This is a genomic window from Streptomyces sp. NPDC002676, assembly GCF_053592455.1.
Genome location: NZ_JBSFVT010000001.1, coordinates 245,570 through 270,865, shown reverse-complemented (window position 1 = coordinate 270,865; position 25,296 = coordinate 245,570). Strand labels below are relative to the sequence as shown.

The following is a 25,296-nucleotide window of genomic DNA, read 5'->3' as shown; positions in this document are numbered from 1 at the left end:
TCTCCTGAGGAGCGTCAGGCGTTGCGGGCCGCCGCGATCTGGCGGCTCATGATGGTGGTCAGTTCGTAGGCCGTGTGGGAGGCCGCGACCGACGTGATCTCCGCATGGTCGTAAGCCGGCGCCACCTCGACGACGTCCGCCGAGACCAGGTTGCAGGACGCCAGGCCGCGCAGGATCTCCAGCAGCTCGCGGGAGGTCATGCCGCCCGCCTCCGGCGTGCCCGTGCCGGGCGCGTGCGCCGGGTCGAGGCAGTCGATGTCGATGGAGATGTACAGCGGGCGGTCGCCGATGCGCTGGCGCAGCTGGTCGGCGACCTCGTCGGCGCCGCGGCGGTAGATGTCGGCGGACGTGACGATGCCGAAGCCCATCTTCTCGTCGTCCGTCAGGTCCTGCTTGCCGTACAGCGGGCCACGGGTACCGACGTGCGACAGCGCCTCCGTGTCGAGGATGCCCTCCTCGACCGCGCGGCGGAACGGGGTGCCGTGGGTGTACTCGGCGCCGAAGTACGTGTCCCAGGTGTCCAGGTGGGCGTCGAAGTGGAGCAGGGCCACCGGGCCGTGCTTCTTCGCCATCGAGCGGAGGAGGGGAAGCGCGATGGTGTGGTCGCCGCCGAGGGTCATCAGGCGGGCGCCGGTGCCGAGGAGGTCGTCGGCCGCGGCCTCGATGGTCTCGACCGCCTCGTTGATGTTGAAGGGATTCACGGCGATGTCACCGCCGTCGGCCACCTGCGCGAGCGCGAAGGGGGAGGCGTCCTGCGCCGGGTTGTACGGGCGCAGCAGCCGGGAGGCCTCGCGGATGGCGTTGCCGCCGAAGCGGGCGCCCGGCCGGTACGAGACGCCGGAGTCGAACGGCACGCCGATCACGGCGACGTCGGCGGTGCCGACCTCGTCCAGGCGGGGCAGTCGCGCGAAGGTCGCGGGGCCGGCGTACCGCGGGATGCGGGAGGAGTCGACGGGGCCGCGGGGCGTCTCGTTGCCGTTCATGGTTCGCATTCCTTCTGTCTCATGCGGATGACCGCTATCCACACTAAGTGGCTGGAAAGCGGCTGCGAAGTGTACGTTTCATCCATTCGAGGGGTACGGGATGGAGGGAGTGCACACCATGCCGGAATCGATCACCCCGGGCGCCCCAGCCACCCCGGCCGTCCCGCCCACCCCGCCGGTCCCGCTCTCGGCCCTGCTGGCCCGCGAGGATCTCGCCCTGCGCCAGATCGCCGGCCCGACGGACCCGGAGATCGCCGTCCACTGGGCGCACACCTCCGAGATGGCCGACCCGTACCCGTATCTGCTGGGCGGCGAGCTGCTGCTCACGGCCGGGGTCCATATTCCGGAGGCGGCGAGTTCGGATGGGGGCGCCCCCGGTCGAGCGAATTCGAGACTGGGGGAGTACTTCGACGACTACGTCTCGCGGATCGTCGCGGCCGGCGGCGCGGCCCTCGGCTTCGGCGTCGCGCCCGTGCACGACACCGTCCCCCGCGCGCTGGTGGCCGCCTGCGAGGCCCAGGGCCTCCCCCTGCTGGAGGTCCCGCCGCAGACCACCTTCTCGGGCGTGGCCCGCGCGGTCTGGCAGCTGATGGCCCAGGCCCGCCTGGCCGAGCTGCGCCGGGTCACGGAGGCCCAGCAGAGCCTCGCGTCGGCCGCCTCCCGGCCGGACCCGGTGCCGTCCGTGCTGCGCCGGCTGGCCCAGCGGCTGAGCGGCCGTGCGGTGCTCTACGGCCCCGACGGCACGGAGATCGCCGCGGCGGGCCGGGAGCCGGCGAAGGGGGTCGGCGAGGCGCTCGCGGGCCTGGCGGCCGTCGTACGAGCGCCCCGCCCCACCCCCGCCTCCGCCACCGACACCCTCGGCGGGACCCACCTCGCCGCCTACGCGCTCGGCACCGGTGAGGGCTTCGTGCTCGGGGTCGCCGCCGGGCGGCGGGAGCCCGGGGACCACACCATCGCCTCCGTCGCCGCTGTGCTGCTCACCCTCCTCACCGGCGAGCAGCACAGCGGCAGCGGCGCGGCCCGCTCCTCCGCGCTGGTGCGGCTGCTGCTGGGCGCCGCGCCGGAGGCGGTCGCGCCACTGCTCGGGGAGGGCAGGTGGCTCGTGGTGCACGCGCGGCCCGAGAAGCAGCCTCCGGACGCCGTCGCCGCCTCGGCCCTCGGGGCCGCGCTCGGCTCGCCGCTGGTCGACCTCGGACGGGACGTCGTACGGGTCCTGGTGCCGGCCGGAAGGGAGCCCGCCGCGCAGCCGGGCTGGACCCTCGGCGTCAGCGCCGCCGCCGACCCGCGCGAGTGGCCGGCCGCCGACACCCAGGCGGCCCGCGCCCTGGCCCGCGCCCGCGCCACCCGCACCCCGCTGCTGGGGCACGGATCCCGGCCCGCCCTGGCGGAGTTGGTGCCCCCTCAGGAGGCCGAGGAGCACGCCCGCGTACTGCTCGCGCCGCTTACCGGGCAGCCCGCGCTCGCCGAGACCCTGCGCACCTGGCTTTCGCTGCACGGCAGTTGGGACCGTACGGCGGTGGCGCTGGGCGTGCACCGCAACACCGTGCGGCAGCGCATAGCCCGCTGCGCGGCGCTGCTGGACGCCGACTTGGACGACATGGACGTACGGATGGAGCTGTGGTTCGCACTGCGGCAGCCGTGAAGGACGGGGCGACGTACAGGACGTGACCCGCGTCCCAGGGTGCGATATGCCGAGGACGCGCACCGGCCGCTGCCCCACAATGGGAGGCATGCCGATATCCGGGACACCCAGCCGCGCTCAGCTCGTCGACCACTTGGTGAGGACCCGTATCGCGGGGGACGTCGCCACGCCCCGCGAGAACAACCTCTCCCACTACCGCAAGCTGGCCAACGGCGACCGCAACTACTGGCTGGGCCTGGAACTGGGCAACCGCTGGACGGACGAGCAGGACGTGCTCGCGGTCATGGCCGAACGGGTGGGTGTCAACGACGATCCCGAGTACCGGCACGGGCAGGACACCATCGACCCGGAGCTGACCGTGGACGCGCTCGACCGGATGGCGGCCCGGCTACGCAAGGCCGCTGCCGGGCGGCAGCGGGTGCTGTTCGCCACCGGCCACCCGGGCGGACTGCTGGACGTGCACCGGGCCACGGCCGGCGCGTTGCGCGCCGCCGGCTGCGAGGTCGTCGTCATCCCGGACGGGCTGCAGACGAGCGAGGGTTACGTCATGCAGTTCGCGGACGTGGCCGTCCTGGAGCACGGGGCGACGCTGTGGCACACCCACTCCGGCGAGCCGATGCGGGCCATTCTGCTGGGACTTGAGCACGAGGGGCGTCCGCTGCCGGACCTGGTGGTCGCCGACCACGGCTGGGCCGGGTACGCGGGACAGCACGGCCTGGACTCCGTCGGATACGCCGACTGCAACGACCCGGCGCTGTTCCTCGCCGAGTCCGAGGGCACCGTGCAGGTGGTCGTGCCGCTCGACGACCACGTGCTCAGCCCCCGCTACTACGACCCGATGACGGCGTACCTGCTGACGGAGGCGGGCCTGGTGTGAACCGGCGCTGACCGCGGCGTCGAGCGCCCTGACATGCGATGTGCGGCCCCGGCGCAGGGCCGCACATCGTGTTCGGTTTCGGGTTGTGGTCGGATCAGCGGCCGCCACCGCCGTGGTCACCGCCACCGCCGTGGTCACCGCCGCCACCGTGGTCACCGCCGCCGTAGCCGCCACCGCCGTGGTCGCCGCCGTAGCCGCCGTGGTCACCGCCGTAGCCGCCGTGGTCACCGCCGTAGCCGCCATGGTCGCCATGGTCACCGCCGTAGCCGCCATGGTCGCCGTGGTCGCCGCCATAGCCGCCGTGGTCGCCATGGTCGCCGCCATAGCCGCCGTGGTCGCCGTGGTCGCAGTTGTCGTCGTTCCACCAGCCGTGGCCGTGGTCGTCGCAGTCCCTGCTGTAGCCGCCGTGGTCGTTGTGTGCCGGCGCCGCCGAGGCGGTGCCCGCCGCGCCGATGGCGGCTCCACCGGCCATCAGCAGACCGGCAGCGGACATCGCGACAAGGCGCCTGGTGCGCTGTGATCGCATAGGAAATGCCCTTCCGTTCCATCGTTCTCGCGGCTTCCGGAGGGAGACGCGAGGTGGATGGCCGTCGCCGCGGTCAAGAGGGGAAGTCTTCGCGGCGCGGTCTTCAGGTGTCACCGCAGCCTCAGGAGGGGGGCACGTTGCGTTCCGCCGACGCCTTCAGTCCACCCGTACGCGGTTGCGCGGACGGGTGCTGCGGCTGAGGTCCCGGGGTCCGGAGCCTCGTCGGCCGGGCATTCCGTGCCACTGCGGCCTTCACTCAAAGAGCCTAATACCCCATCAGTCACACGGCACCTCGGGCAACGGGTTGCTCCCCGAATGCCCTGACGGGTCACCGCGGGACGCGGACCACACCCTCCTGGATGACCGTGATGGCGAGCTGCCCGTCCTGGGTGTAGATACGGGCCTGGCCCAGGCCCCGGCCGCCGTGCGCGGAGGGTGACTCCTGGTCGTACAGCAGCCACTCGTCGGCCCGGAACGGGCGGTGGAACCACATCGCATGGTCCAGCGAGGCCCCGACCACGTCCCCTACGGCCCAGCCGCCGCGCCCGTGCGCGAGCAGCACGGAGTCGAGGAGGGTCATGTCGGAGACGTAGGTGGCGAGGACGACGTGCTGCAGCGGGTCGTCGTCGAGCTTGCCGTTGGTGCGGAACCACACCTGGGAGTGCGGCTCGCGCGGCTCGCCGAACTGCCCGTACGGCGGCTCGTCCACGTACCGCAGGTCGATCGCCTCGCGGGCCTCCAGGAACCGCTCCACGACCTCGGGCGCGAGGTGCTCGTAGCCGCGGAACCGCTCCTGGGAGGTGGGCAGGCCCGCCGGGTCGGGCGCGGCCGGCATCGGCGCCTGGTGCTCCAGCCCCTCCTCGTACGTCTGGAAGGACGCCGAGAGGTGGAAGATCGGCTTGCCGTGCTGGACGGCGACGACGCGGCGGGTGGTGAACGAACGCCCGTCGCGGATGCGGTCGACGTTGTAGACGATGGGCACGCCGGCGTCGCCGGGGCGCAGGAAGTACGCGTGCAGGGAGTGGGCGGGCCGGTCCGCGGGGACCGTCCGCCCGGCGGCGACCAGCGCCTGCGCCGCGACCTGCCCGCCGAAGACGCGCGGGACGACGGCGAAGCGGGACTGGCCGCGGAAGATGTTCTCCTCGATCTGCTCAAGGTCGAGCAGATCGAGGAGACCCTGGAGTGCTTGGCTCATGGCGTGTAGTTGTACCGGCCAGTGATTGCGCCGGCCTTACAGACCCATGTCCTTGGCGATGATCGACTTCATGATCTCGCTGGTGCCGCCGTAGATGCGGTTGACGCGGTTGTCCGCGTACAGGCGGGCGATCGGGTACTCGTTCATGAAGCCGTAGCCGCCGTGCAGCTGGAGGCAGCGGTCGATCACGCGGTGGGCGACCTCGGTGCAGAACAGCTTCGCGGAGGCGGCCTCGGCCGGGGTCAGCTCGCCGGCGTCGAGGGCCTCGGTCGCGCGGTCGGCGACGGCCTCGGCGGCGTCCACCTCGGCCTGGCAGGCGGCCAGCTCGAACTTGGTGTTCTGGAAGGCGGCGACGGGCTGGCCGAAGACGGTGCGCTGCTGGACGTACTCCTTGGCGAACCGGACGGCGGCCTTGGCCTGCGCATAGGCGCCGAAGGCGATGCCCCAGCGCTCGGAGGCGAGGTTGTGGCCGAGGTAGTAGAAGCCCTTGTTCTCCTCGCCGAGGAGGTCCTCGACGGGGACCTTGACGTCGACGAACGCCAGCTCGGCGGTGTCGGAGGTCTTCAGGCCCAGCTTGTCGAGCTTGCGGCCGACGGAGTAGCCCTCGGCCTTGGTGTCCACGACGAAGAGGGAGATGCCGTGGCGGCGGTCCTCGGCGGTGGGCGCGGCGGTGCGGGCGCAGACGATCATGCGGTCGGCGTGCACGCCACCGGTGATGAAGGTCTTGGCGCCGTTGAGGACGTAGTGCGTGCCGTCCTCGGAGAGCTTGGCAGTGGTCTTCATGCCCGCGAGGTCGGAGCCGGTGCCCGGCTCGGTCATCGCGATGGCCCACATCTCCTCGCCGGAGACGAACTTGGGCAGGTAGCGCTTCTTCTGCTCGTCGGTGGCGAGCAGCTTGACGTACGGCAGGCCGAGCAGCACGTGGACGCCGGAGCCACCGAAGGAGACGCCGGCCCGGGCGGTCTCCTCGTAGATGACGGCCTCGAACTTGTGGGTGTCCAGGCCCGCGCCGCCGAACTCCTCGGGCACGCTGATGCCGAAGACGCCCAGCTCGCCGAGCTTGTAGTAGAAGTCGCGCGGGGCCTGGCCGGCGGCGAACCACTCGTCGTACACCGGTACGACCTCGGCTTCGATGAAGGCGCGGAGAGTCTCCCGGAACGCCTCGTGATCCTCGTTGAACAGGGTGCGGCGCACGGCTACCTCCACGTACTTCGGGCCTGTCTAAGCGCTTGCTCAGACTCGAAGATACCGACGAGTAGGTCAGCCGTCCAGGGTGAGCTTGCCCACCCGTACGAGGCGGACAGGCGCTTCAGCGGCCGGCCGCGTCACTCCTCCCCCGCCGCCGCGAACGCCCCCCGGGCCATCCGGTGCAGCAGGGTGGCCGTGGTGCCCCGGCCCGGGAGGGTGCCCGCGCGGCCCAGGTGCGGGGTGGAGTTCAGCAGGCCGAAGACCGAGTGGACCGCAGAGCGGGCGGCAGGCTCGGTGAGGGCCGGGTAGACCTCGCGGACCACCTCCACCCACAGCTCGACGTACTGCCGCTGGAGCTGGCGCACCAGCTTGCGGTCGCTGTCGCGCAGGCGGTCCAGCTCGCGGTCGTGCAGGGTGATCAGGGGACGGTCGTCGAGGGCGAAGTCGATGTGGCCCTCGATGAGGGAGTCGAGCACCGCCGAGGGGCCGGCCTCCCCGTCGGCCTCCGCCAGGCGCCGCTTGGCCCCGGTCAGCAGCTGGCCGCTGATGCCCACCAGCAGCTCGGCGAGCATCGCATCCTTGCCGGGGAAGTGGCGGTACAGGCCGGGCCCGCTGATACCGACCGCGGCACCTATCTCGTCGACACCGACACCGTGGAAGCCTCGCTCGGCGAAGAGCCGGGCGGCCTCCTTGAGGATCTGCTCGCGACGGGTGGGCGCGTCGGTTCTGGTGACCATGCCGGTAATTCTAGACAGCGGGGTTAGCGGTCGTTAACCTGAAGGCAATGGTTAACGCTCATTAACCGGTTCGAACACTGGGTGAGGGGACCGCAAGAATGCACGAGGCACCGGAGCTGACGAGCGCGGCGGATCCCGCGTCGGAGGCCTGGCGGGCCAATGAACAAGCCCACCTCGCACTCGTCGGGGAACTGCGCGCCAAGCTGGCCGCAGCCGCCCTCGGCGGCGGCGAGAAGGCGCGGGCGCGGCACACCGCGCGCGGCAAGCTGCTGCCGCGGGACCGGGTGGACACACTGCTCGATCCCGGCTCGCCCTTCCTGGAGCTTGCCCCGCTCGCCGCCGACGGCCTGTACGACGGCCAGGCCCCGGCCGCCGGAGTGATCGCCGGGATCGGCCGGGTCAGCGGGCGCGAGTGCGTGATCGTCGCCAACGACGCCACCGTCAAGGGCGGCACGTACTACCCGATGACCGTGAAGAAGCACCTCCGGGCACAGGAAGTCGCCCTGGAGAACCGGCTCCCCTGCCTCTACCTGGTCGACTCCGGCGGCGCCTTCCTGCCGATGCAGGACGAGGTGTTCCCGGACCGCGAGCACTTCGGGCGGATCTTCTACAACCAGGCCCGGATGTCCGGCGCCGGGATTCCCCAGATCGCCGCCGTCCTCGGCTCGTGCACGGCCGGTGGCGCCTACGTCCCGGCCATGAGCGACGAGGCCGTGATCGTCCGCAACCAGGGCACGATCTTCCTGGGCGGCCCGCCGCTCGTGAAGGCGGCCACCGGTGAGGTCGTCACCGCCGAGGAACTGGGCGGCGGCGAGGTGCACTCCCGGATCTCCGGGGTCACCGACCACCTCGCCGAGGACGACGCGCACGCCCTGCGGATCGTGCGGAACATCGTCGCCACGCTCCCCGCGCGCCAGTCCCTCCCCTGGGAGGTCACGCCCGTCGCGGAGCCCAAGGTGGACCCGTACGGGCTGTACGGCGCCGTGCCCGTCGACTCCCGCACCCCCTACGACGTGCGCGAGATCATCGCGCGCGTGGTCGACGGCTCCCGCTTCGCCGAGTTCAAGAGCGAGTTCGGGCAGACCCTGATCACCGGCTTCGCCCGGATCCACGGCCACCCGGTCGGCATCGTCGCCAACAACGGCATCCTGTTCTCCGAGTCCGCCCAGAAGGGCGCCCACTTCATCGAGCTGTGCGACCAGCGCGGCATCCCGCTGGTGTTCCTGCAGAACATCTCCGGGTTCATGGTGGGACGCGACTACGAGGCGGGCGGCATCGCCAAGCACGGCGCCAAGATGGTCACCGCCGTCGCGTGCACGCGCGTGCCGAAGCTGACCGTCGTCGTCGGCGGCTCGTACGGCGCGGGCAACTACTCCATGTGCGGCCGGGCCTACTCCCCCCGCTTCCTGTGGATGTGGCCCAACGCCAAGATCTCCGTCATGGGCGGCGAGCAGGCCGCCAGCGTCCTCGCCACGGTCAAGCGCGACCAGCTGGAGGCACGCGGCGAGGAGTGGCCCGCCGAGGACGAGGAGACCTTCAAGGCGCCCATCCGCGCGCAGTACGAGCGCCAGGGCAACGCCTACTACGCCACCGCCAGGCTGTGGGACGACGGGGTCATCGACCCGCTGGAGACCCGGCAGGTGCTGGGGCTCGCGCTGACGGCCTGCGCCAACGCGCCGCTGGGAGACCCCCAGTTCGGCGTCTTCCGGATGTGAGGAGGGGAACCGTGTTCGACACAGTGCTTGTGGCCAACCGAGGCGAGATCGCCGTACGCGTCATCCGTACGCTCCGCTCGCTGGGCGTGCGCTCGGTGGCGGTCTTCTCCGACGCCGACGCCGATGCGCGGCACGTCCGGGAGGCCGACACGGCCGTACGGATCGGTCCGGCTTCGGCCGCCGAGAGCTATCTGTCGGTGGAGCGGCTGCTGGAGGCCGCCGTCCGCACCGGCGCGCAGGCCGTCCACCCCGGGTACGGCTTCCTCGCCGAGAACGCGGGCTTCGCGCGCGCGTGCGAGGAGGCGGGGCTGGTCTTCATCGGCCCGTCGGCGGACGCGATCGCGCTCATGGGCGACAAGATCCGCGCCAAGGAGACGGTGAAGGCGGCCGGGGTGCCGGTCGTGCCGGGGTCGAGCGGCAGCGGGCTGTCCGACGCCCAACTCGCCGAGTCCGCCCGGGAGATCGGGACACCCGTGCTGCTCAAGCCGTCCGCGGGCGGTGGCGGCAAGGGCATGCGCCTGGTGCGGGACGTGACGAAGCTGGAGGAGGAGATCGCCGCCGCCCGCCGCGAGGCGCGCGCCTCCTTCGGCGACGACACGCTGCTGGTGGAGCGGTGGATCGACCGCCCCCGGCACATCGAGATCCAGGTGCTGGCCGACGGCCACGGCAATGTCGTCCATCTCGGCGAGCGCGAGTGCTCGCTGCAGCGGCGGCACCAGAAGATCATCGAGGAGGCGCCCAGCGTCCTCCTCGACGAGGCGACCCGGGCCGCGATGGGCGAGGCGGCCGTGCAGGCGGCCCGCTCCTGCGGGTACCGGGGCGCGGGCACCGTGGAGTTCATCGTGCCGGGCGGGGACCCGTCCCAGTACTACTTCATGGAGATGAACACCCGCCTCCAGGTGGAGCACCCCGTCACCGAACTCATCACCGGGCTCGACCTGGTGGAGTGGCAGCTGCGGGTCGCCGCCGGTGAGCGGCTGGGCTTCGCCCAGGAGGATGTGACGCTGACCGGGCACGCCGTCGAGGCCCGGATCTGCGCCGAGGACCCCACGCGCGGCTTCCTGCCGTCCGGCGGCACGGTACTGCGGCTGCACGAACCCCAGGGCGACGGCATCCGCACCGACTCCGGGCTCCACGAGGGCACCGAGGTCGGCAGCCTGTACGACCCGATGCTCTCCAAGGTGATCGCCTACGGCCCCGACCGGGCGACGGCGCTGCGCAAGCTCCGGGCGGCGCTCGCGGAGACCGTCACGCTGGGCGTGCCCACCAACGCGGGCTTCCTGCGCCGGCTGCTGGCCCATCCGGCCGTCGTGTCGGGCGAGTTGGACACCGGCCTGGTGGAGCGGGTGGTCGACGACCTGGTCGGCACGGACGTGCCGGAGGAGGTCTACGAGGCGGCGGCTGCCGTCCGCCTGGAGGCGCTCAAGCCCGCCCCGCAGGGCTGGACCGACCCCTACTCGGTGCCGAGCGGCTGGCGGCTGGGCGGCACCCCGAAGGCACCCGCCTTCCACCTGAGGGTGCAGGACCCGGTGACGTACACCCCGCGCGGCACGCACACCGTCGCCGAGGACCGGGTCTCCGTGACCCTGGACGGCGTCCGGCACACCTTCCACCGCGCCGCCGACTGGATCGGCCGCGACGGCGACGCCTGGCACGTGCGCGACCACGACCCGGTGGCCGCGTCGCTGAGCCGATCGGGCCATGCGGGCGCCGACTCGCTCACCGCGCCCATGCCCGGCACGGTGACCGTCGTCAAGGTGGCCGTCGGTGACGAAGTGGCTGCCGGTCAGAGCCTGTTGGTCGTCGAGGCGATGAAGATGGAGCACGTGATCTCCGCCCCGCACGCCGGCACGGTGGCCGAGCTGGACGTGACGCCAGGCACCACGGTCGCCATGGACCAGGTGCTGGCCGTCATCGCACCGCACGACAAGGAAGGGGTGGTGGCGGAATGAGCGCCGTCGGACTGCCCATGGCCGTACCGGCCCAGGATCTGCCCGCACGGGTGCGCATCCAGGAGGTGGGTGCGCGCGACGGGCTGCAGAACGAGAAGACGCCGGTGCCTACGGCGGTGAAGGCGGAGTTCATCCGCCGGCTGGCCGAGGCGGGCCTCACCACGATCGAGGCGACGAGCTTCGTGCACCCCAAGTGGGTGCCCCAGCTCGCCGACGCCGAGGAGCTGTTCCCCCTGGTGCGGGACCTCGACGTGGAACTCCCCGTGCTGGTGCCCAACCAGCGCGGCCTGGACCGGGCGCTCTCGCTCGGCGTGCGCAGCATCGTCGTCTTCGCCAGCGCCACCGAGTCCTTCGCGCGGGCCAACCTCAACCGCTCGCTGGACGAGTCGCTGGGCGCGTTCGAGCCGGTGGTGCGGCAGGCGAAGGACGCGGGCGTCCACGTGCGCAGCTATGTGTCGATGTGCTTCGGCGACCCGTGGGAGGGGGCGGTCCCGCTCCACCAGGTGGCCCGCGTCTGCAAGGCCCTGCGGGACATGGGCTGCGACGAGCTGGGCCTGGGGGACACGATCGGCGTCGGCACACCGGGGCATGTCCTCGAACTCCTCAACCTGCTCAACGAGGAGGGCATCCCGACCAACACGATCGGCGTGCACTTCCACGACACCTACGGCCAGGCGCTCGCGAACACCTACGCGGCCCTGGAACACGGCGTGACGACGGTCGACGCCTCCGCCGGAGGGCTCGGCGGCTGCCCGTACGCCAAGTCCGCCACCGGCAACCTCGCCACCGAAGACCTCGTATGGATGCTGCACGGCCTCGGCATCGAGACAGGGGTCGACCTGGGCCGTCTGACCGCCACCAGCGTGTGGATGGCCGAACAGCTGGGCCGACCCAGCCCGTCCCGTACCGTCCGCGCTCTCTCCCACAAGGACCAGTGATCAGCATGGACCACCGCCTCAGCCCCGAGCTGGAGGAACTCCGTCGTACTGTGGAGGAGTTCGCGCACGACGTGGTCGCGCCGAAGATCGGCGACTTCTACGAGCGGCACGAGTTCCCGTACGAGATCGTCCGCGAGATGGGCCGCATGGGCCTGTTCGGCCTGCCCTTCCCGGAGGAGTACGGCGGCATGGGCGGCGACTACCTGGCCCTGGGCATCGCCCTGGAGGAACTGGCCCGGGTGGACTCGTCGGTGGCGATCACCCTGGAGGCCGGCGTCTCCCTGGGCGCGATGCCCCTGCACCTCTTCGGCACGGAGGAGCAGAAGCGCGAGTGGCTCCCCCGCCTGTGCGCCGGCGAGATCCTCGGCGCCTTCGGCCTGACGGAGCCGGACGGCGGCAGCGACGCCGGGGCCACCCGTACGACGGCCCGCCTGGACCCGGACACCGACGAATGGGTCATCAACGGCACCAAGTGCTTCATCACCAACTCGGGCACGGACATCACGGGCCTGGTGACGGTCACGGCGGTCACGGGCCGCAAGCCGGACGGCAAGCCGCTGATCTCGGCGATCATCGTCCCGTCCGGCACCCCGGGCTTCACGGTGGCCGCGCCGTACTCGAAGGTCGGCTGGAACGCCTCCGACACCCGCGAACTCTCCTTCCAGGACGTCCGCGTGCCCGCCGCCAACCTCCTGGGCGAGCAGGGCCGGGGCTACGCCCAGTTCCTGCGCATCCTGGACGAGGGCCGCATCGCGATCGCGGCGCTCGCGACGGGCCTGGCCCAGGGCTGCGTGGACGAGTCGGTGAAGTACGCGAAGGAACGTCACGCCTTCGGCCGCCCCATCGGCGCCAACCAGGCCATCCAGTTCAAGATCGCCGACATGGAGATGAAGGCCCACACGGCCCGCCTGGCCTGGCGCGACGCGGCCTACCGCCTGGTGGCGGGCGAGCCCTTCAAGAAGGAGGCGGCCATGGCCAAGCTGTACTCCTCCACGGTCGCCGTCGACAACGCCCGCGAGGCCACGCAGGTCCACGGCGGCTACGGCTTCATGAACGAGTACCCGGTGGCCCGCATGTGGCGCGACTCCAAGATCCTGGAGATCGGAGAGGGCACGAGCGAGGTCCAGCGGATGCTGATCGCACGGGAGTTGGGGCTGGCGGGCTGATCCATCCCCCTTCCCCGGACGCGGGGGCGCACCGGCTGCTTCGTCGAGGGCGCCTCCTGCCGCTTCCCTGAACGGCAGAGGAACGCGTCATGGCGCCTTGCCGTGGCAGACCTGTGGACGCGGCAGCCGCGGATACGGTTCGCGTCATGACCATGCGGGGGAGACAACGTACGGCGGTCGGGCTGCCGGCGCTGCTGACGGCAGCCCTCACCGCCTGCAGCGGCAGCGCGGGCGTGCGTGGGGCGGACCCGGAGTTCCCGAGCACGCCCGCGCCGACGGTCCGGCACGATGCGGCCACGTCGTCGCCGGCGCCGGAACGCGCTCGCACGGCGCGCTCCGGCAGCCCGTCCGTCCCCGCCGCGATCCCGGCGGCAAGGCGCACGCCGGCACGCACGAACACGCCGTCCCGCACGACGGCGCCCGCCGCCCACGCCTGCGCCGCGAGCGCCCTCACCGCGTCGGAGGGGAAGACCGGCACCGGTCGCTACGGCTGGTTCGCCACACCGGTCCTGTTGCGCAACCGCTCCGGCTCGACGTGCCGTCTGCGAGGCCGGCCCGGTCTCACGTTCTTCGGCGACGCAGTCATCCGGGCCTGCACCAAGGGCGACACCTCCCCCGGCTGCGGCAAGCCGGTGAGCACGTCAGGACCGCGCCACTTCTCGGTCACCCGGACCTCCGAGCACGACCTCCCCGACGTCCACCTCGCCCCGGGCCACACCATTTCCTTCACGGTCCTGTGGGAGGGCGGCTACGCCTCCACGTGTTACGACCGCTACGAGACTCCGGCCTACGGAGTCGACATACGGGTTCCGGGCGACTCGCGGGCCCTGACCCTGGTCACCTCCGGCCTGATCACCCCATGCGGAGGAAGGACCCAGGTCACGCCGTTCGGCGTGACGGGCTGAGCGAAGGCCTGGCCAAGGCCCAGCAGTTGGAGCACTGCGGGCCGAAGCCCCCTGCGCAGAGGGCATTTACGGCCAGCCTCCCGCGTACCCGCCTCTGGACATCTAGTGAGGTTAGGCTAACCTACCTTCGACCTTGTCCGGCGGGCGTTTCGCCCTGTTCGAAAGCAGTCACACCCATGCCCCATGCCCGTGCCACCCACCTCACTCGCCGCGGACTGCTCGCCGCGGGCGGCGTCCTCAGCCTCGGTGCCGCGCTCGCCGCCTGCGGGGACGACAAGGGGAAAGACGCGGGCTCCGGCGAAGGCGGGAGCAAGGGCGGGGCGGCCGGCAAGTCCGGGCCCTGGAGCTTCAAGGACGACCGCGGTACGACCGTGAAGCTGGACAAGGTGCCTGCGAACATCGTCGCCTTCACCGGCGTCGGCGCCGCGCTGTACGACTACGGCATCCAGGTCAAGGGCGTCTTCGGCCCGACCAAGACCACCGACGGCAAGCCCGATGTCCAGGCCGGCGACATGGACATCAGCAAGCTGACGGTCCTCGGCAACACCTGGGGCCAGTTCAACATCGAGAAGTACGCCGCCCTCGCGCCCGACGTGCTCATCACGACGATGTTCGACGGCGCCGGCACCCTCTGGTACGTCCCCGAGGAGTCGAAGAAGAAGATCGGCCAACTCGCGCCCAGCGTCGGCATCTCCGTCTACGACCGTCAGCTCACCCAGCCGCTGCAGCGCATGTGGGAGCTGGCCGAGTCGCTCGGCGCCGACATGAAGGCCGCCAAGGTGACGGACGCCAAGAAGCGCTTCGAGGACGCGGCGGCCCGGCTGCGCGCCGCCGCCAAGGCCAAGCCCGGCATCAAGGTCATGGCCGGTTCCGCGAGCGACCAGCTCTTCTACGTCTCCGGCACCAACCTCTCCGTCGACCTGGAGTACTTCAAGGCCCTCGGCGTGAACTTCGTGGAGCCCCCGGAGAGCGCCAAGAAGCAGGGCGGCGGCTGGTACGAGTCGCTGAGCTGGGAGAACGTCGACAAGTACCAGACCGACATCATCATGATGGACGACCGCTCCTCGACCATCCAGCCCGCCGACATCACCAAGGCCACCTGGAAGAAGCTCCCCGCGGTCAAGGCCGGCCAGGTCATCGCCCGCTCCCCCGAGCCGATCCTCTCGTACGACAAGTGCGTACCGCTGCTGACCAGCCTGGCGGAGGCCATCGAGAAGGCCAAGAAGGTCGGCTGAGCCCACCCCGATTCCTGAAACCAGGAGCACACATGACGACGGCCGTAGCCGCCCCGTTCCGTTTCTTCTCCCTTCAGGTCGTACGGACGAGGCGGCTCGGCCCGTCTCTCGTCCGCGTCACCTTCACCGGTGCCGACCTGCACGCCTTCCACTCGGACGGGCGTGACCAGTCCCTCTCCCTGTTCCTGCCGCACCCGGGACAGGCCGAGCCCGTCGTCCCGCTGGACCTGGGGAAGGACTGGTGGCAGGCCTGGCGTGAACTCCCGGACGACGTACGGGCGGTGATGCGCTCGTACACGCTCCGCGCCCTGCGCCGCGCCCCCGACGAGATCGACATCGACTTCGTCCTGCACGGCGTCGAGCCGGGCGCCCACACCCCCGCCGGCCCCGCCTCGCAGTGGGCCTCCCGCGCCACCCCCGGCGACCGCGTCCTGCTCCTCGGCCCGGCCGTCGCGGACAATCGCGCCATCCGCTTCCGCCTGCCCGAGGACGCCGACCTCGTCCTCCTGTGGGGCGACGAGACCGCCGTACCCGCCGCCACCGCGATCCTGGAAACCCTCCCGGCGGGTGTCCGTGTCTGCGCCTGGCTGGAGGTGCCGCACGCCGGTGACATCCAGGACGTGGCCACCAAGGCGGACGCGGAGATCACGTGGCTCGTACGGCACGACGGGTCCCCCATGGCCGTCGAGGCCGTACGAGCCGCCCGACTGCCCGCCGCCGAGCGGCCGTACGTCTGGATCGCCGGCGAGTCGGGGCAGGTGAAGGCGCTGCGCCGGTACTTCGTCCGGGAGTGCGGGGTGGACCGGCGGCGGGTCACCTTCGTCGGCTACTGGCGGCAGGGGATGACGGAGGAACAGCTCCGCGAGGCGGAATGACCTCCCCTTTCAACTTAGGTTAGGCTAACCTAAGTTGAACCCGCGGAACCGGAGGACCCCGCATGCGCTCGCACCTGCTCAATGGCCTCACCGCGGAGCACTACCGCCGCTCCGTGACCGAAGGAGTCGAGCGGGTGGCGGCCAAACTCGCCACCACCGACCGTCCGTTCACCGGCGTCACCGTCGACGCCCTCACCCCCCGCCTCGACGCCATCGACCTGGACCGGCCGCTCGGCGACACCGGCGCCGTCCTCGACGAGCTGGAGGACGTCTACCTCCGGGACGCGGTCTACTTCCATCACCCCCGCTATCTCGCCCACCTCAACTGCCCGGTGGTCATCCCGGCGATGCTCGGCGAGGCCGTGCTCTGCGCCGTCAACTCCTCGCTGGACACCTGGGACCAGTCGGCCGGCGGGACCCTCATCGAGCGCCGGCTCATCGACTGGACGGCCGCCCGCATCGGCCTCGGACCCGCCGCCGACGGCGTGTTCACCTCCGGCGGCACCCAGTCCAACCTCCAGGCGCTGCTGCTGGCGCGGGAGGAGGCCAAGACCGACGACCTGGCCAGGCTGCGCATCTTCGCCTCCGAGGTCAGTCACTTCAGCGTGCAGAAGTCCGCGAAACTGCTCGGCCTGGGCCAGGACGCCGTCGTCGCGATCCCCGTCGACCACGAGAAGCGCATGCACACCCTCGCCCTCGCCCACGAGTTGGAACGCTGCGCGCGAGACGGCCTGGTCCCCATGGCGGTCGTCGCCACCGCAGGCACCACCGACTTCGGCTCCATCGACCCGCTGCCGGAGCTGGCCGAGCTGTGCGCCCGGTACGGCGTGTGGATGCACGTGGACGCGGCCTACGGCTGCGGACTGCTCGCCTCCCGCAGGTACCGGGACCGCATCGACGGCATCGAGCGCGCCGACTCCGTCACCGTCGACTACCACAAGTCCTTCTTCCAGCCGGTGAGTTCGTCCGCGGTACTGGTCCGGGACGCGGCCACCCTGCGGCACGCCACCTACCACGCGGAGTACCTGAACCCGCGCCGCATGGTGCAGGAGCGCATCCCCAACCAGGTCGACAAGTCCCTCCAGACCACCCGCCGCTTCGACGCCCTCAAGCTGTGGCTGACCCTGCGGGTCATGGGCGCCGACGGCATCGGGGAACTCTTCGACGAGGTCTGCGACCTGGCCCGGGAGGGCTGGAGGCTCCTTGCCGCCGACCCCCGCTACGACGTCGTCGTCGAGCCCGCCCTCTCCACCCTCGTCTTCCGCTACATCCCGGCCGCCGTCACCGACCCGGCCGAGATCGACCGTGCCAACCTCCATGCCCGCAAGGCCCTGTTCGCCTCCGGTGACGCCGTGGTGGCGGGCACCAAGGTCGGCGGCCGTCACTACCTGAAGTTCACCCTGCTCAACCCCGAGACGACACCGGCCGACATCGCCGCCGTCCTCGATCTGATCGCCGGCCATGCCGAGCAGTACCTGGGAGAGTCCCTTGACCGCGCTTCCTGAGGCCACCCCCATTCATGACTTCGTGGGGATCGGACTCGGCCCCTTCAACCTCGGGCTCGCCTGCCTCACCGAGCCCATCGCCGAACTGGACGGCGTCTTCCTGGAGTCCAAGCCGGACTTCGAGTGGCACGCGGGCATGTTCCTGGACGGCGCCCACCTTCAGACCCCGTTCCTGTCGGACCTGGTCACCCTCGCCGACCCGACCTCCCCGTACTCCTTCCTCAACTACCTGAAGGAGCAGGGGCGGCTGTACTCGTTCTACATCCGCGAGAACTTCTATCCGCTGCGGGTGGAGTACGACGCCTACTGCCGCTGGGCGGCCGGAAAGCTGGGCAGCATCCGCTTCGACACGACCGTCACCGAGGTGACGTACGACGACGAGGCCGAGGTCTACGTCGTCCGCACCCACACCGGCGACACGTTCCGCGCCCGCCACCTGGTCCTCGGGACCGGCACTCCCCCGTACCTCCCGGCGGCCTGCGACGGCCTGGGCGGCGACTTCATCCACAACTCCCGCTATCTGCACCACAAGCAGGAGTTGCAGCGCAAGGAGTCGATCACGCTGGTCGGCAGCGGCCAGTCCGCCGCCGAGATCTACCACGACCTGCTCAGCGAGATCGACGTCCACGGCTACCGGCTGAACTGGGTGACCCGCTCGCCCCGCTTCTTCCCGCTGGAGTACACCAAGCTCACGCTGGAGATGACGAGCCCGGAGTACATCGACTACTTCCACGCGCTGCCGGAAGCCACCCGTTACCGCCTCACGGACCAGCAGAAGGGCCTGTTCAAGGGCATCGACGGCGACCTCGTCAACGAGATCTTCGACCTGCTGTACCAGAAGAACCTCGGCGGCCCGGTCCCCACCCGCCTGCTCACCAACTCCTCCCTGAACAGTGTCAGTCACGAGAACGGCACCTACACCCTGAGCCTGCGCCAGGAGGAGCAGGAGAAGGACTACGAGCTGCGCTCCGAGGGCCTGATCCTGGCCACCGGCTACAAGTACACCGAGCCCGAGTTCCTGAACCCGGTCCGCGACCGGCTCCGCTACGACTCACAGGGCAACTTCGACCTCGCCCGCAACTACGCCATCGACGTCACGGGCCGCGGAGTCTTCCTCCAGAACGCCGGCGTCCACACCCACAGCATCACCAGCCCCGACCTGGGCATGGGCGCGTACCGCAACGCGTACATCATCCGCGAGCTGCTCGGCAGCGAGTACTACCCGGTCGAGAAGACCATCGCCTTCCAGGAGTTCGCCGCATGACCTTCACTTTCCGTGCCGTCGACCCGCCGAAGGACGCGAAGCTGCTGCACTCCTGGGTCACCCACCCCAAGGCCGCCTTCTGGATGATGCAGGACGCCGAGGTCGAGGACGTCGAGCGGGCCTACCTGGAGATCGCGGCCGACGAGCACCACGACGCGCTGCTCGGGCTGCACGACGGCGAACCCGTCTTCCTGATGGAGCGGTACGACCCCGCCCGCCGCGAGCTGGTCGGACTGTACGAGCCGGAGCCGGGCGATGTCGGCATGCACTTCCTCGTCGCGCCCACCGACGCGCCCGTGCACGGGTTCACGCGGGCCGTCATCACCGCCGTGATGGCCCATCTCTTCGAGAGCCCGGCGACAGAACGCGTCGTCGTCGAGCCCGACGTGCGCAACAAGGCGGTGCACGCCCTCAACGAAGGCGTCGGGTTCGTGCCCGAGCGGGAGGTCCAGAAGCCGGAGAAGACGGCGCTGCTGAGCTTCTGCACCCGGGCGCAGTTCGCGAAGGCGGTGGCCGTATGAGCCTCGCCGCTGCCGTGGCCCACCTGTCCCCCGAGCGCTGGGACACCGCCAACCGGCTGCTGATACGCAAGGCGCTCGCCGAGTTCGCGCACGAGCGGCTGATCACGCCCGAGGAGGAGGGCGGTGCGTACGTCGTCCGGAGCGACGACGGGGGTACTCGGTACACGTTCGCCGCGACCCGCCGTGCCCTCGACCACTGGGACGTCGACGCCGGGTCCATCGTCCGGCACCGCGACGGCGTGGAACTTCCCCTCGCCGCACTGGACTTCGTCATCGAGCTGAAGGAGTCCCTCGGGCTGAGCGACGAGATCCTGCCCGTCTATCTGGAGGAGATCTCCTCCACCCTCTCCGGCACCTGCTACAAGCTCACCAAGCCGCGCGTCCCCGCGGCCGAGCTGGCGCGGAGCGGGTTCCAGGACATCGAGACCGGGATGACCGAGGGCCACCCCTGTTTCGTCGCCAACAACGGGCGGCTGGGCTTCGGCGTGCACGAGTACCTGTCGTACGCCCCGGAGACCGCGAGCCCCGTCCGGTTGGTGTGGCTGGCCGCGCACCGCTCGCGGGCCGCGTTCACGGCGGGCGCCGGGATCGAGTACGAGGACTTCATCCGGCGGGAGTTGGGGGCCGGGACCGTCGAGCGGTTCCAGGAGCAGCTGAGCGACCAGGGGCTCGACCCTGCCGACTATCTGCTCATCCCGGTCCATCCCTGGCAGTGGTGGAACAAGCTCTCCGTCACCTTCGCCGCCGAGGTCGCCCGCCGGAACCTGGTGTGCCTCGGGGAGGGCGACGACGAGTACCTGGCCCAGCAGTCCATCCGGACCTTCTTCAACACCTCCCATCCACAGAAGCACTACGTGAAGACGGCCCTGTCCGTCGTCAACATGGGCTTCATGCGGGGGCTTTCGGCCGCCTACATGGAGGCCACCCCGGCGATCAACGACTGGCTCGCCCAGCTGATCGAGAACGACAGCGTGCTGAAGTCGACCGGGCTCACGATCATCCGGGAGCGGGCCGCCGTCGGTTACCGGCACCTGGAGTACGAGCGGGCCACCGACCGCTACTCGCCGTACCGCAAGATGCTGGCCGCGCTGTGGCGGGAGAGCCCGGTTCCCTCGCTGCGGGAGGGCGAGTCACTGGCGACCATGGCCTCCCTGCTGCACGTGGACCACGAGGGTGCCTCGTTCGCGGGCGCCCTGATCGAGCGCTCGGGCCTCGGCCCGGCTCAGTGGCTGCGGCAGTACCTGTGGGCCTACTACACCCCGCTGCTGCACAGCTTCTACGCCTACGACCTGGCCTTCATGCCGCACGGCGAGAACGTGATCCTCGTACTGAAGGACGGGGTCGTGCAGCGCGCGGTCTACAAGGACATCGCCGAGGAGATCGTGGTGATGGACCCGGCCGCCGTCCTGCCGCCGCAGGTGCGGCGGATCCGGGCCGAGGTCCCGGAGGACCAGCGGCTGTTGTCGATCTTCACGGACGTCTTCGACTGCTTCTTCCGCTTCCTCGCCGCGCACCTCGCCGCCGAGGGCATCCTGGCGGAGGACGCCTTCTGGCGTACGGTCGCGGAGGTCACGCGCGCGTACCAGGACTCCGTGCCCGAACTCGCCGAGCGGTTCCGGCAGTACGACCTGTTCGCCCCCGAGTTCGCGCTGTCCTGCCTCAACCGGCTCCAGTTGCGCGACAACCGGCAGATGGTGGACCTCGCCGATCCGTCCGGCGCGCTTCAGCTGGTGGGGACGCTGCCGAATCCCATCGCCGGGTACTGAGCCGAACGGCTGACGGGCACCCCCGAGTGCGGTCCTCGGGGGTGCCCGTCAGTCATGGGTCAACCCGTCGGCCAGGGAACCTGGGGCGACTTGTAGTACGCCATCCCGAGCGCGTCCCAGCGCGGGGCCTGGGCGGCCAGGCGCACCTTGTAGGTGTTCCAGTCGTGCGTGGCCGCCGGGGACCAGCCCAGCTCGGCCGCGCCGGGCAGCCGCGGGAAGGCCATGTACTCGATGTCGGCCGAACTGGTGACGGTCTCCGACCACAGCGGCGCCTCGACGCCCCTGATGGCGGACGCGGGGGCGCCCGTCAGATAGGCGCCCGGGTTCCAGTCGTACGACCGCTGCACCTCCACGTACCCGGCCCACTTCGTGCCCAGCCTGGTGCTGGTCGTGTACTTCATGTCCAGGTAGACCCGGTCGGCCGGGGACAGGATCAGCCCGGTGCCGTTCTGGGCGGCCTTGGCCACCTGCGCCTTCTCCTCCGCTCCGGTGCGGTCCAGGCCCCAGTACTGGGCGAGGGCGCCCTCGGCCGGGTGGGCGCCGGTCAGCTGGTGCCAGCCGATGACCGTCTTGTGGTACTTGGCCACGATCGGCTGCACCCGGTCCATGAACGCCACGTAGTCGGTGTGGCTGGTGGAGTGCGCCTCGTCGCCGCCGATGTGCAGATAGCGGCCGGGGGTGATCGCGGCCAGCTCCCTGACGACGTCGTCCACGAAGTCGTACGTCACCTGCTTGGGCACGCACAGCGAGCTGAAGCCGACGTGGGTGCCGGTGTACAGCGGGGGCGCGGTGCCGTCGCAGTTCAGCTTGGCGTAGGAGGCGAGGGCCGCGTTGGTGTGGCCGGGCATGTCCATCTCGGGGACGACCTCCAGATAGCGGGAGGCGGCGTAGCGCACGATCTCCTGGTAGTCGGCCTTGGTGAGGTATCCGCCCCGGCCGCCGCCGACCTCGGTGGAGCCGCCGTAGGAGGCGAGGCGCGGCCAGGAGTCGATCGCGATGCGCCAGCCCTGGTCGTCGCTGAGGTGCAGATGCAGCTCGTTGATCTTGTAGAGGGCCAAATGGTCGATGTACCGCTTGACTTGGGCCACCGTGAAGAAGTGTCGGGAGACGTCCAGCATGGCGCCCCGGTAGGCGTAGCGGGGACGGTCCGTGATGGTGCCGCCCGCGATGCGCCAGGGGCCGTCCTGGACGGTCCGCTTCTCCACGCTCGCCGGGAGCAGCTGGCGCAGGGTCTGGACGCCGTGGAAGAGGCCGGCGGGCGTGCTCGCGGTGAGGCGGACGCCGGCCGCCGTGCTGATCAGCCGGTAGCCCTCGGCGCCGTGGTCGCGGCCGTCGAGGTGGAGCTGGATGCCGCCCGGGCCCTCGTCGGTGAGGGGCAGCGGGTAGCCGGTGGAGGGCCGCAGGATGCCGGCGAGGTAGGTGCCGACCGCGCGCACCTCGGGGGTGTCGTCGACGCGGACGCTGGTGCTGCTGGTGATGCGGTACGAGGTTCCGCCGGGGAGGACCGAGGCGGGCGCCGGGATCACCTGGCCGAGGGGGGTGGTGGTGGCGGGTCGCGGAGGGGCGGCGGCGCCGAGGGTGAACACACCGCCTGCCGCGAGAAGCAGCAGCGATCCGAGTATGCGAGGCGTGCGGGGAGTCGAGCTGTGCTTCCGTCTCACATGCGCTCCCTTCAGATGTGGTAAAGACCACTCTCCCGCAGCAGGGTGAAACAATCCACGCATGGCGGAAATCATCCAGAAGGACGGCACCTGGGTCTTCGACGGCGACACCCTGCGGCTCACCCCCGGCCGGGAGCGGAACGTCGGCCCGCTCCGCCAGGCACTGGGTGAACTCACCGTGCCACTCGGGGCGTTGGCCGGGATCTTCTTCGAACAGGGCCGCAGGTCGGGGCGGCTGAGGCTGCGGCTGCGCGAGGGCGCGGATCCTCTGCTGCACGCCACCGGCGGGCGGCTCGCCGAGGGGGACGACCCGTATGTGCTGACCGTGGCGTCCGACCGGTACGGCGTCGCCGAGTACTTCGCGGACGAGGTGCGCAACGCCCTGCTGCTGGACCAGGTTTCCGCCGCTCCGGTCACGGAGTTCCTGCTGCCCGGCCCGGCCGTCCCGCTCTCCGCGTCCGCCGGGGACGGCTCGGCGAGCTTCGACGGGGAGTGGGTGCGGCTGGAGTGGAACTGGAAGACGGAGCAGGCCAAGTCCGCCGCCGGTCCGCGGGCGATACCGCTCGCCGAGATCGCCGGCGTGGAGTGGCAGCCGGCGGCCGGGCTGGAGAACGGGCATCTGCGCTTCCTGGTGCGCGGCGCCCCGGTCACGGCGCCGCCCAAGTACGACCCGAACACGGTCGAGCTGTGGGGCTTCAGGAAGGACCCGCTGATGGCCCTGGTGGCGGCGGCCGTCCGGGCCCGGCTGCCGCATCCGTCGGCGACGGCCACTTCCGGGAACTCCGCCCCCGCCCTCGAGAAGACGGATACGGCCGGCGAAGACAACGGGGCCCTGCCGTCACGGCCCACCGGGGCTGACGACCACGACGCCCTGCTGCGGCGGCTGCGGGAGCTGGGCGAGCTGCACCGCGCCGGGGTGCTCACCGAGGAGGAGTTCACCCTGGCCAAGCGGGCGGTCCTCAACCGCATGTGAGGACCGCCCGCCGCCCGGGACCAAAGGCCGCCGGGCGGACTGCTCACTACTTGGCCCGGCGGGCCACCGTGAAGTGGTCGATGCGGTCACCGGTCTCGGCGATGCCCTGCACCTTCAGGGTGGTGTAGCCGCCCGTGGGCGCGGGCGTGACGTCCACGCGCAGGAACGAGTAGTTGAGGTAGCGCACCCGGGACCACTCGACGGTCTCGGGCTGCCTGGCGCCGTCCTTGAGGCAGATGAACGAGGACACGGAGTCGACCTCGTTCTCGTGGCCCTCGTAGGAGTCCGGGGCGGTGAAGGCGTACAGGCTGCGGCCCGCCGCACCGGCCGTGACGTACACCACACCCTCGGTCTCGGGGTAGGCCGTGCCGCCGATCGGCAGCTTCTTGGTGACCTCGTTGCCCTTGATGACATCGGTGCGCTCGTACTGGTGGTTGTGGCCGTTGATGACGAGGTCGACCTGGTACTTGTCGAACAGCGGCACCCACTCCTGGCGCACACCCCCCTCCGAGGCGTGCGCCTTGGACGTGCAGTACGCGCAGTGGTGGAAGAACACGACGATGAAGTCGATGTCGTCGCAGGCCCGGAACTTCCTCAGCTGGCCCTCGAACCATGTGGTCTGGGTGCCGCCGGAGATGCCGAGGTTGGCCGGGATCTCGAAGGAGATGTCGTTGGGGTCCAGCGAGATGATCGCCGTGTTGCCGTAGACGAAGGAGTAGACGCCGGGCAGGTTCTCCGGGTCCGGGCCGTTGTCCGGGAGGGTCCAGCGGGCCTCCTCGCCGCCGTAGCCGTTGGGCGAGTACCAGGCCTCCATGTCGTGGTTGCCGTACGAGACCATCCACGGGATCTGCTTGGCCACCGACTCGGTCTGGTACAGGAACTGGTCCCAGGTGCGCGAGTCGAAGCCGGTGTCGGTGGTCTTGCCCTGGCCTGCCGGGTCGCCGTAGGCGATGTCGCCGGCGTGCAGGTGGAAGGCCGGGTTCTGGCCGAGGATCAGGCTGTCGTTGGCCAGCGCGTGGTAGCTGACGCCCTGGTCGCCGAAGGCCGTGAAGGTGAACGGCGCCTTGTGGGCGGGGGCGGTGGTGAAGGTGCCCAGGGTGCCGATCAGGTGCGGCTCGGCCGGGTCGAAGCCGTCATGGCCGACGCCGTAGTAGTACGTCCTGCCGGGGCGCAGGCGGGTGAGCTGGGCGTGCAGGTAGTACTGGGTGTGGTCGCCGCTCGCGCCGACGCCGGCCGGGGTGTAGAGGGTGCGGACCTCGGCCTCGATCTTGCGGGACAGGTCCCAGGGCGCGGCGCCGATGCGGATGAACGGGTTCTTCACGGCGACCGGGACCTGCCACGAGATGGTCATCTCGGTGCGCGGGTCGGCGCCGTAGGCGAGGTGGCGGCCGAAGGGCGCGACCATGGCGCCGTCGACGGTCTCGGTGGCGGCGGCAGTGCGCTGCGTCGGAACGGCGGCCTGGGCGGTGGCGCCCGTCACAAACGCGCCGCCGGTGACGGCGCCCAGCGTGACCGCGCCGCCTCTGATCATGGTGCGCCGAGAGAACTTGGCGCGCAGGTACTCATGCTGCTCAGCCATGCTCATGCGCTCGGCGAGCTTCTCCGGTACTCCCATACGAGGAATGTCCATGACGCCTGAAACTCGTCCTGTTGAGCAACAGCGCGCAAGACA

The 25,296-nt window shown here is 70.8% G+C and carries 21 protein-coding genes; 14 read left to right on the top strand and 7 right to left on the bottom strand.

Features of this window, described 5'->3' with window-relative positions; all coding sequences use genetic code 11:
• Nucleotides 1–14 precede the first annotated feature (14 nt).
• Entirely contained in the window at nt 15–983 is a 969-nt protein-coding gene (gene speB / locus ACWD3E_RS01270) for an agmatinase (protein ID WP_451350205.1), read from the bottom strand.
• A gap of 100 nt (nt 984–1,083) precedes the next feature.
• Between speB and ACWD3E_RS01265 the strand changes: the two genes are divergently transcribed.
• Complete coding sequence (locus ACWD3E_RS01265; protein WP_451385470.1) at nt 1,084–2,625, top strand: helix-turn-helix domain-containing protein; 1,542 nt, start codon at nt 1,084–1,086, stop codon at nt 2,623–2,625.
• 88 nt (nt 2,626–2,713) lie between these two features.
• Nucleotides 2,714–3,502, top strand: a complete 789-nt coding sequence (locus tag ACWD3E_RS01260) for a phosphatase (protein WP_451385469.1) — start codon at nt 2,714–2,716, stop codon at nt 3,500–3,502.
• 94 nt (nt 3,503–3,596) lie between these two features.
• On the opposite strand, the gene ACWD3E_RS01255 is transcribed toward ACWD3E_RS01260, so the two are convergent.
• The 4 genes from ACWD3E_RS01255 to ACWD3E_RS01240 form a co-directional block, all read right to left on the bottom strand.
• Nucleotides 3,597–3,995: a hypothetical protein gene (locus tag ACWD3E_RS01255; protein WP_451385468.1), complete on the bottom strand. Its 399-nt coding sequence runs from the start codon at nt 3,993–3,995 to the stop codon at nt 3,597–3,599.
• Nucleotides 3,996–4,356: 361 nt separating this feature from the next.
• Nucleotides 4,357–5,223, bottom strand: a complete 867-nt coding sequence (gene tesB, locus ACWD3E_RS01250) for an acyl-CoA thioesterase II (protein WP_451385467.1) — start codon at nt 5,221–5,223, stop codon at nt 4,357–4,359.
• Nucleotides 5,224–5,259: 36 nt separating this feature from the next.
• A complete protein-coding gene (locus ACWD3E_RS01245) occupies nt 5,260–6,417 on the bottom strand; it encodes an acyl-CoA dehydrogenase family protein (protein WP_451385466.1) in 1,158 nt (385 codons plus the stop codon).
• 131 nt (nt 6,418–6,548) lie between these two features.
• The gene (locus tag ACWD3E_RS01240) at nt 6,549–7,148 is read right to left on the bottom strand and encodes an SACE_7040 family transcriptional regulator (RefSeq protein WP_451385465.1); all 600 of its coding nucleotides are present in this window, start codon (nt 7,146–7,148) and stop codon (nt 6,549–6,551) included.
• A 98-nt stretch (nt 7,149–7,246) separates the two neighbouring features.
• Here ACWD3E_RS01240 and ACWD3E_RS01235 point away from each other — a divergent pair, with 98 nt between their 5' ends.
• The 11 genes from ACWD3E_RS01235 to ACWD3E_RS01185 all read left to right on the top strand — a co-directional run bounded on the left by ACWD3E_RS01235 (nt 7,247) and on the right by ACWD3E_RS01185 (nt 20,990).
• Nucleotides 7,247–8,863, top strand: a complete 1,617-nt coding sequence (locus ACWD3E_RS01235) for a carboxyl transferase domain-containing protein (protein WP_451385464.1) — start codon at nt 7,247–7,249, stop codon at nt 8,861–8,863.
• Nucleotides 8,864–8,874: 11 nt separating this feature from the next.
• Entirely contained in the window at nt 8,875–10,815 is a 1,941-nt protein-coding gene (locus tag ACWD3E_RS01230; protein WP_451385463.1) for an acetyl-CoA carboxylase biotin carboxylase subunit, read from the top strand.
• Nucleotides 10,812–11,753, top strand: a complete 942-nt coding sequence (locus ACWD3E_RS01225; protein WP_451385462.1) for a hydroxymethylglutaryl-CoA lyase — start codon at nt 10,812–10,814, stop codon at nt 11,751–11,753. Before ACWD3E_RS01230 ends, ACWD3E_RS01225 begins: the two co-directional genes overlap by 4 nt.
• Nucleotides 11,754–11,758: 5 nt before the next feature.
• The gene (locus ACWD3E_RS01220; RefSeq protein ID WP_451385461.1) at nt 11,759–12,919 is read left to right on the top strand and encodes an acyl-CoA dehydrogenase family protein; all 1,161 of its coding nucleotides are present in this window, start codon (nt 11,759–11,761) and stop codon (nt 12,917–12,919) included.
• A gap of 146 nt (nt 12,920–13,065) precedes the next feature.
• A complete protein-coding gene (locus tag ACWD3E_RS01215; RefSeq protein WP_451385460.1) occupies nt 13,066–13,824 on the top strand; it encodes a DUF4232 domain-containing protein in 759 nt (252 codons plus the stop codon).
• Nucleotides 13,825–14,000: 176 nt separating this feature from the next.
• Complete coding sequence (locus ACWD3E_RS01210; RefSeq protein WP_451385459.1) at nt 14,001–15,059, top strand: ABC transporter substrate-binding protein; 1,059 nt, start codon at nt 14,001–14,003, stop codon at nt 15,057–15,059.
• A 32-nt stretch (nt 15,060–15,091) separates the two neighbouring features.
• On the top strand, nt 15,092–15,934 hold the full coding sequence (locus ACWD3E_RS01205; protein ID WP_451385458.1) for a siderophore-interacting protein: 843 nt from the start codon (nt 15,092–15,094) through the stop codon (nt 15,932–15,934).
• Between the two features lie 62 nt (nt 15,935–15,996).
• Entirely contained in the window at nt 15,997–17,439 is a 1,443-nt protein-coding gene (gene desA / locus ACWD3E_RS01200; RefSeq protein ID WP_451385457.1) for a lysine decarboxylase DesA, read from the top strand.
• Nucleotides 17,423–18,703, top strand: a complete 1,281-nt coding sequence (locus ACWD3E_RS01195) for a lysine N(6)-hydroxylase/L-ornithine N(5)-oxygenase family protein (RefSeq protein WP_451385456.1) — start codon at nt 17,423–17,425, stop codon at nt 18,701–18,703. Before desA ends, ACWD3E_RS01195 begins: the two co-directional genes overlap by 17 nt.
• The gene (locus ACWD3E_RS01190; protein ID WP_451385455.1) at nt 18,700–19,224 is read left to right on the top strand and encodes a GNAT family N-acetyltransferase; all 525 of its coding nucleotides are present in this window, start codon (nt 18,700–18,702) and stop codon (nt 19,222–19,224) included. The genes ACWD3E_RS01195 and ACWD3E_RS01190 overlap by 4 nt, the downstream gene beginning before the upstream one ends.
• The gene (locus ACWD3E_RS01185; protein WP_451385454.1) at nt 19,221–20,990 is read left to right on the top strand and encodes an IucA/IucC family protein; all 1,770 of its coding nucleotides are present in this window, start codon (nt 19,221–19,223) and stop codon (nt 20,988–20,990) included. The genes ACWD3E_RS01190 and ACWD3E_RS01185 overlap by 4 nt, the downstream gene beginning before the upstream one ends.
• A gap of 59 nt (nt 20,991–21,049) precedes the next feature.
• Here the strand turns inward: ACWD3E_RS01185 and ACWD3E_RS01180 are convergent, their stop codons facing one another.
• Complete coding sequence (locus ACWD3E_RS01180; RefSeq protein ID WP_451385453.1) at nt 21,050–22,651, bottom strand: beta-N-acetylhexosaminidase; 1,602 nt, start codon at nt 22,649–22,651, stop codon at nt 21,050–21,052.
• A 61-nt stretch (nt 22,652–22,712) separates the two neighbouring features.
• Between ACWD3E_RS01180 and ACWD3E_RS01175 the strand changes: the two genes are divergently transcribed.
• Nucleotides 22,713–23,624: a DUF4429 domain-containing protein gene (locus tag ACWD3E_RS01175; RefSeq protein WP_451385452.1), complete on the top strand. Its 912-nt coding sequence runs from the start codon at nt 22,713–22,715 to the stop codon at nt 23,622–23,624.
• Between the two features lie 46 nt (nt 23,625–23,670).
• On the opposite strand, the gene ACWD3E_RS01170 is transcribed toward ACWD3E_RS01175, so the two are convergent.
• Nucleotides 23,671–25,239: a purple acid phosphatase family protein gene (locus ACWD3E_RS01170; protein ID WP_451385451.1), complete on the bottom strand. Its 1,569-nt coding sequence runs from the start codon at nt 25,237–25,239 to the stop codon at nt 23,671–23,673.
• Nucleotides 25,240–25,296: the final 57 nt, after the last annotated feature.

What these genes read in the sequence shown, in the direction of transcription:
- ACWD3E_RS01210 (WP_451385459.1), top strand. Translation starts at nt 14,001, where the DNA reads ATGCCCCATGCCCGTGCCACCCACCTCACTCGCCGCGGACTGCTCGCC.
- tesB (WP_451385467.1), bottom strand. Translation starts at nt 5,223, where the DNA reads ATGAGCCAAGCACTCCAGGGTCTCCTCGATCTGCTCGACCTTGAGCAG.
- ACWD3E_RS01205 (WP_451385458.1), top strand. Translation starts at nt 15,092, where the DNA reads ATGACGACGGCCGTAGCCGCCCCGTTCCGTTTCTTCTCCCTTCAGGTC.
- ACWD3E_RS01220 (WP_451385461.1), top strand. Translation starts at nt 11,759, where the DNA reads ATGGACCACCGCCTCAGCCCCGAGCTGGAGGAACTCCGTCGTACTGTG.
- ACWD3E_RS01215 (WP_451385460.1), top strand. Translation starts at nt 13,066, where the DNA reads ATGACCATGCGGGGGAGACAACGTACGGCGGTCGGGCTGCCGGCGCTG.
- ACWD3E_RS01225 (WP_451385462.1), top strand. Translation starts at nt 10,812, where the DNA reads ATGAGCGCCGTCGGACTGCCCATGGCCGTACCGGCCCAGGATCTGCCC.
- ACWD3E_RS01175 (WP_451385452.1), top strand. Translation starts at nt 22,713, where the DNA reads ATGGCGGAAATCATCCAGAAGGACGGCACCTGGGTCTTCGACGGCGAC.
- ACWD3E_RS01170 (WP_451385451.1), bottom strand. Translation starts at nt 25,239, where the DNA reads ATGGGAGTACCGGAGAAGCTCGCCGAGCGCATGAGCATGGCTGAGCAG.
- speB (WP_451350205.1), bottom strand. Translation starts at nt 983, where the DNA reads ATGAACGGCAACGAGACGCCCCGCGGCCCCGTCGACTCCTCCCGCATC.
- ACWD3E_RS01235 (WP_451385464.1), top strand. Translation starts at nt 7,247, where the DNA reads ATGCACGAGGCACCGGAGCTGACGAGCGCGGCGGATCCCGCGTCGGAG.
- ACWD3E_RS01265 (WP_451385470.1), top strand. Translation starts at nt 1,084, where the DNA reads ATGGAGGGAGTGCACACCATGCCGGAATCGATCACCCCGGGCGCCCCA.
- desA (WP_451385457.1), top strand. Translation starts at nt 15,997, where the DNA reads ATGCGCTCGCACCTGCTCAATGGCCTCACCGCGGAGCACTACCGCCGC.
- ACWD3E_RS01240 (WP_451385465.1), bottom strand. Translation starts at nt 7,148, where the DNA reads ATGGTCACCAGAACCGACGCGCCCACCCGTCGCGAGCAGATCCTCAAG.
- ACWD3E_RS01190 (WP_451385455.1), top strand. Translation starts at nt 18,700, where the DNA reads ATGACCTTCACTTTCCGTGCCGTCGACCCGCCGAAGGACGCGAAGCTG.
- ACWD3E_RS01255 (WP_451385468.1), bottom strand. Translation starts at nt 3,995, where the DNA reads ATGTCCGCTGCCGGTCTGCTGATGGCCGGTGGAGCCGCCATCGGCGCG.
- ACWD3E_RS01260 (WP_451385469.1), top strand. Translation starts at nt 2,714, where the DNA reads ATGCCGATATCCGGGACACCCAGCCGCGCTCAGCTCGTCGACCACTTG.
- ACWD3E_RS01185 (WP_451385454.1), top strand. Translation starts at nt 19,221, where the DNA reads ATGAGCCTCGCCGCTGCCGTGGCCCACCTGTCCCCCGAGCGCTGGGAC.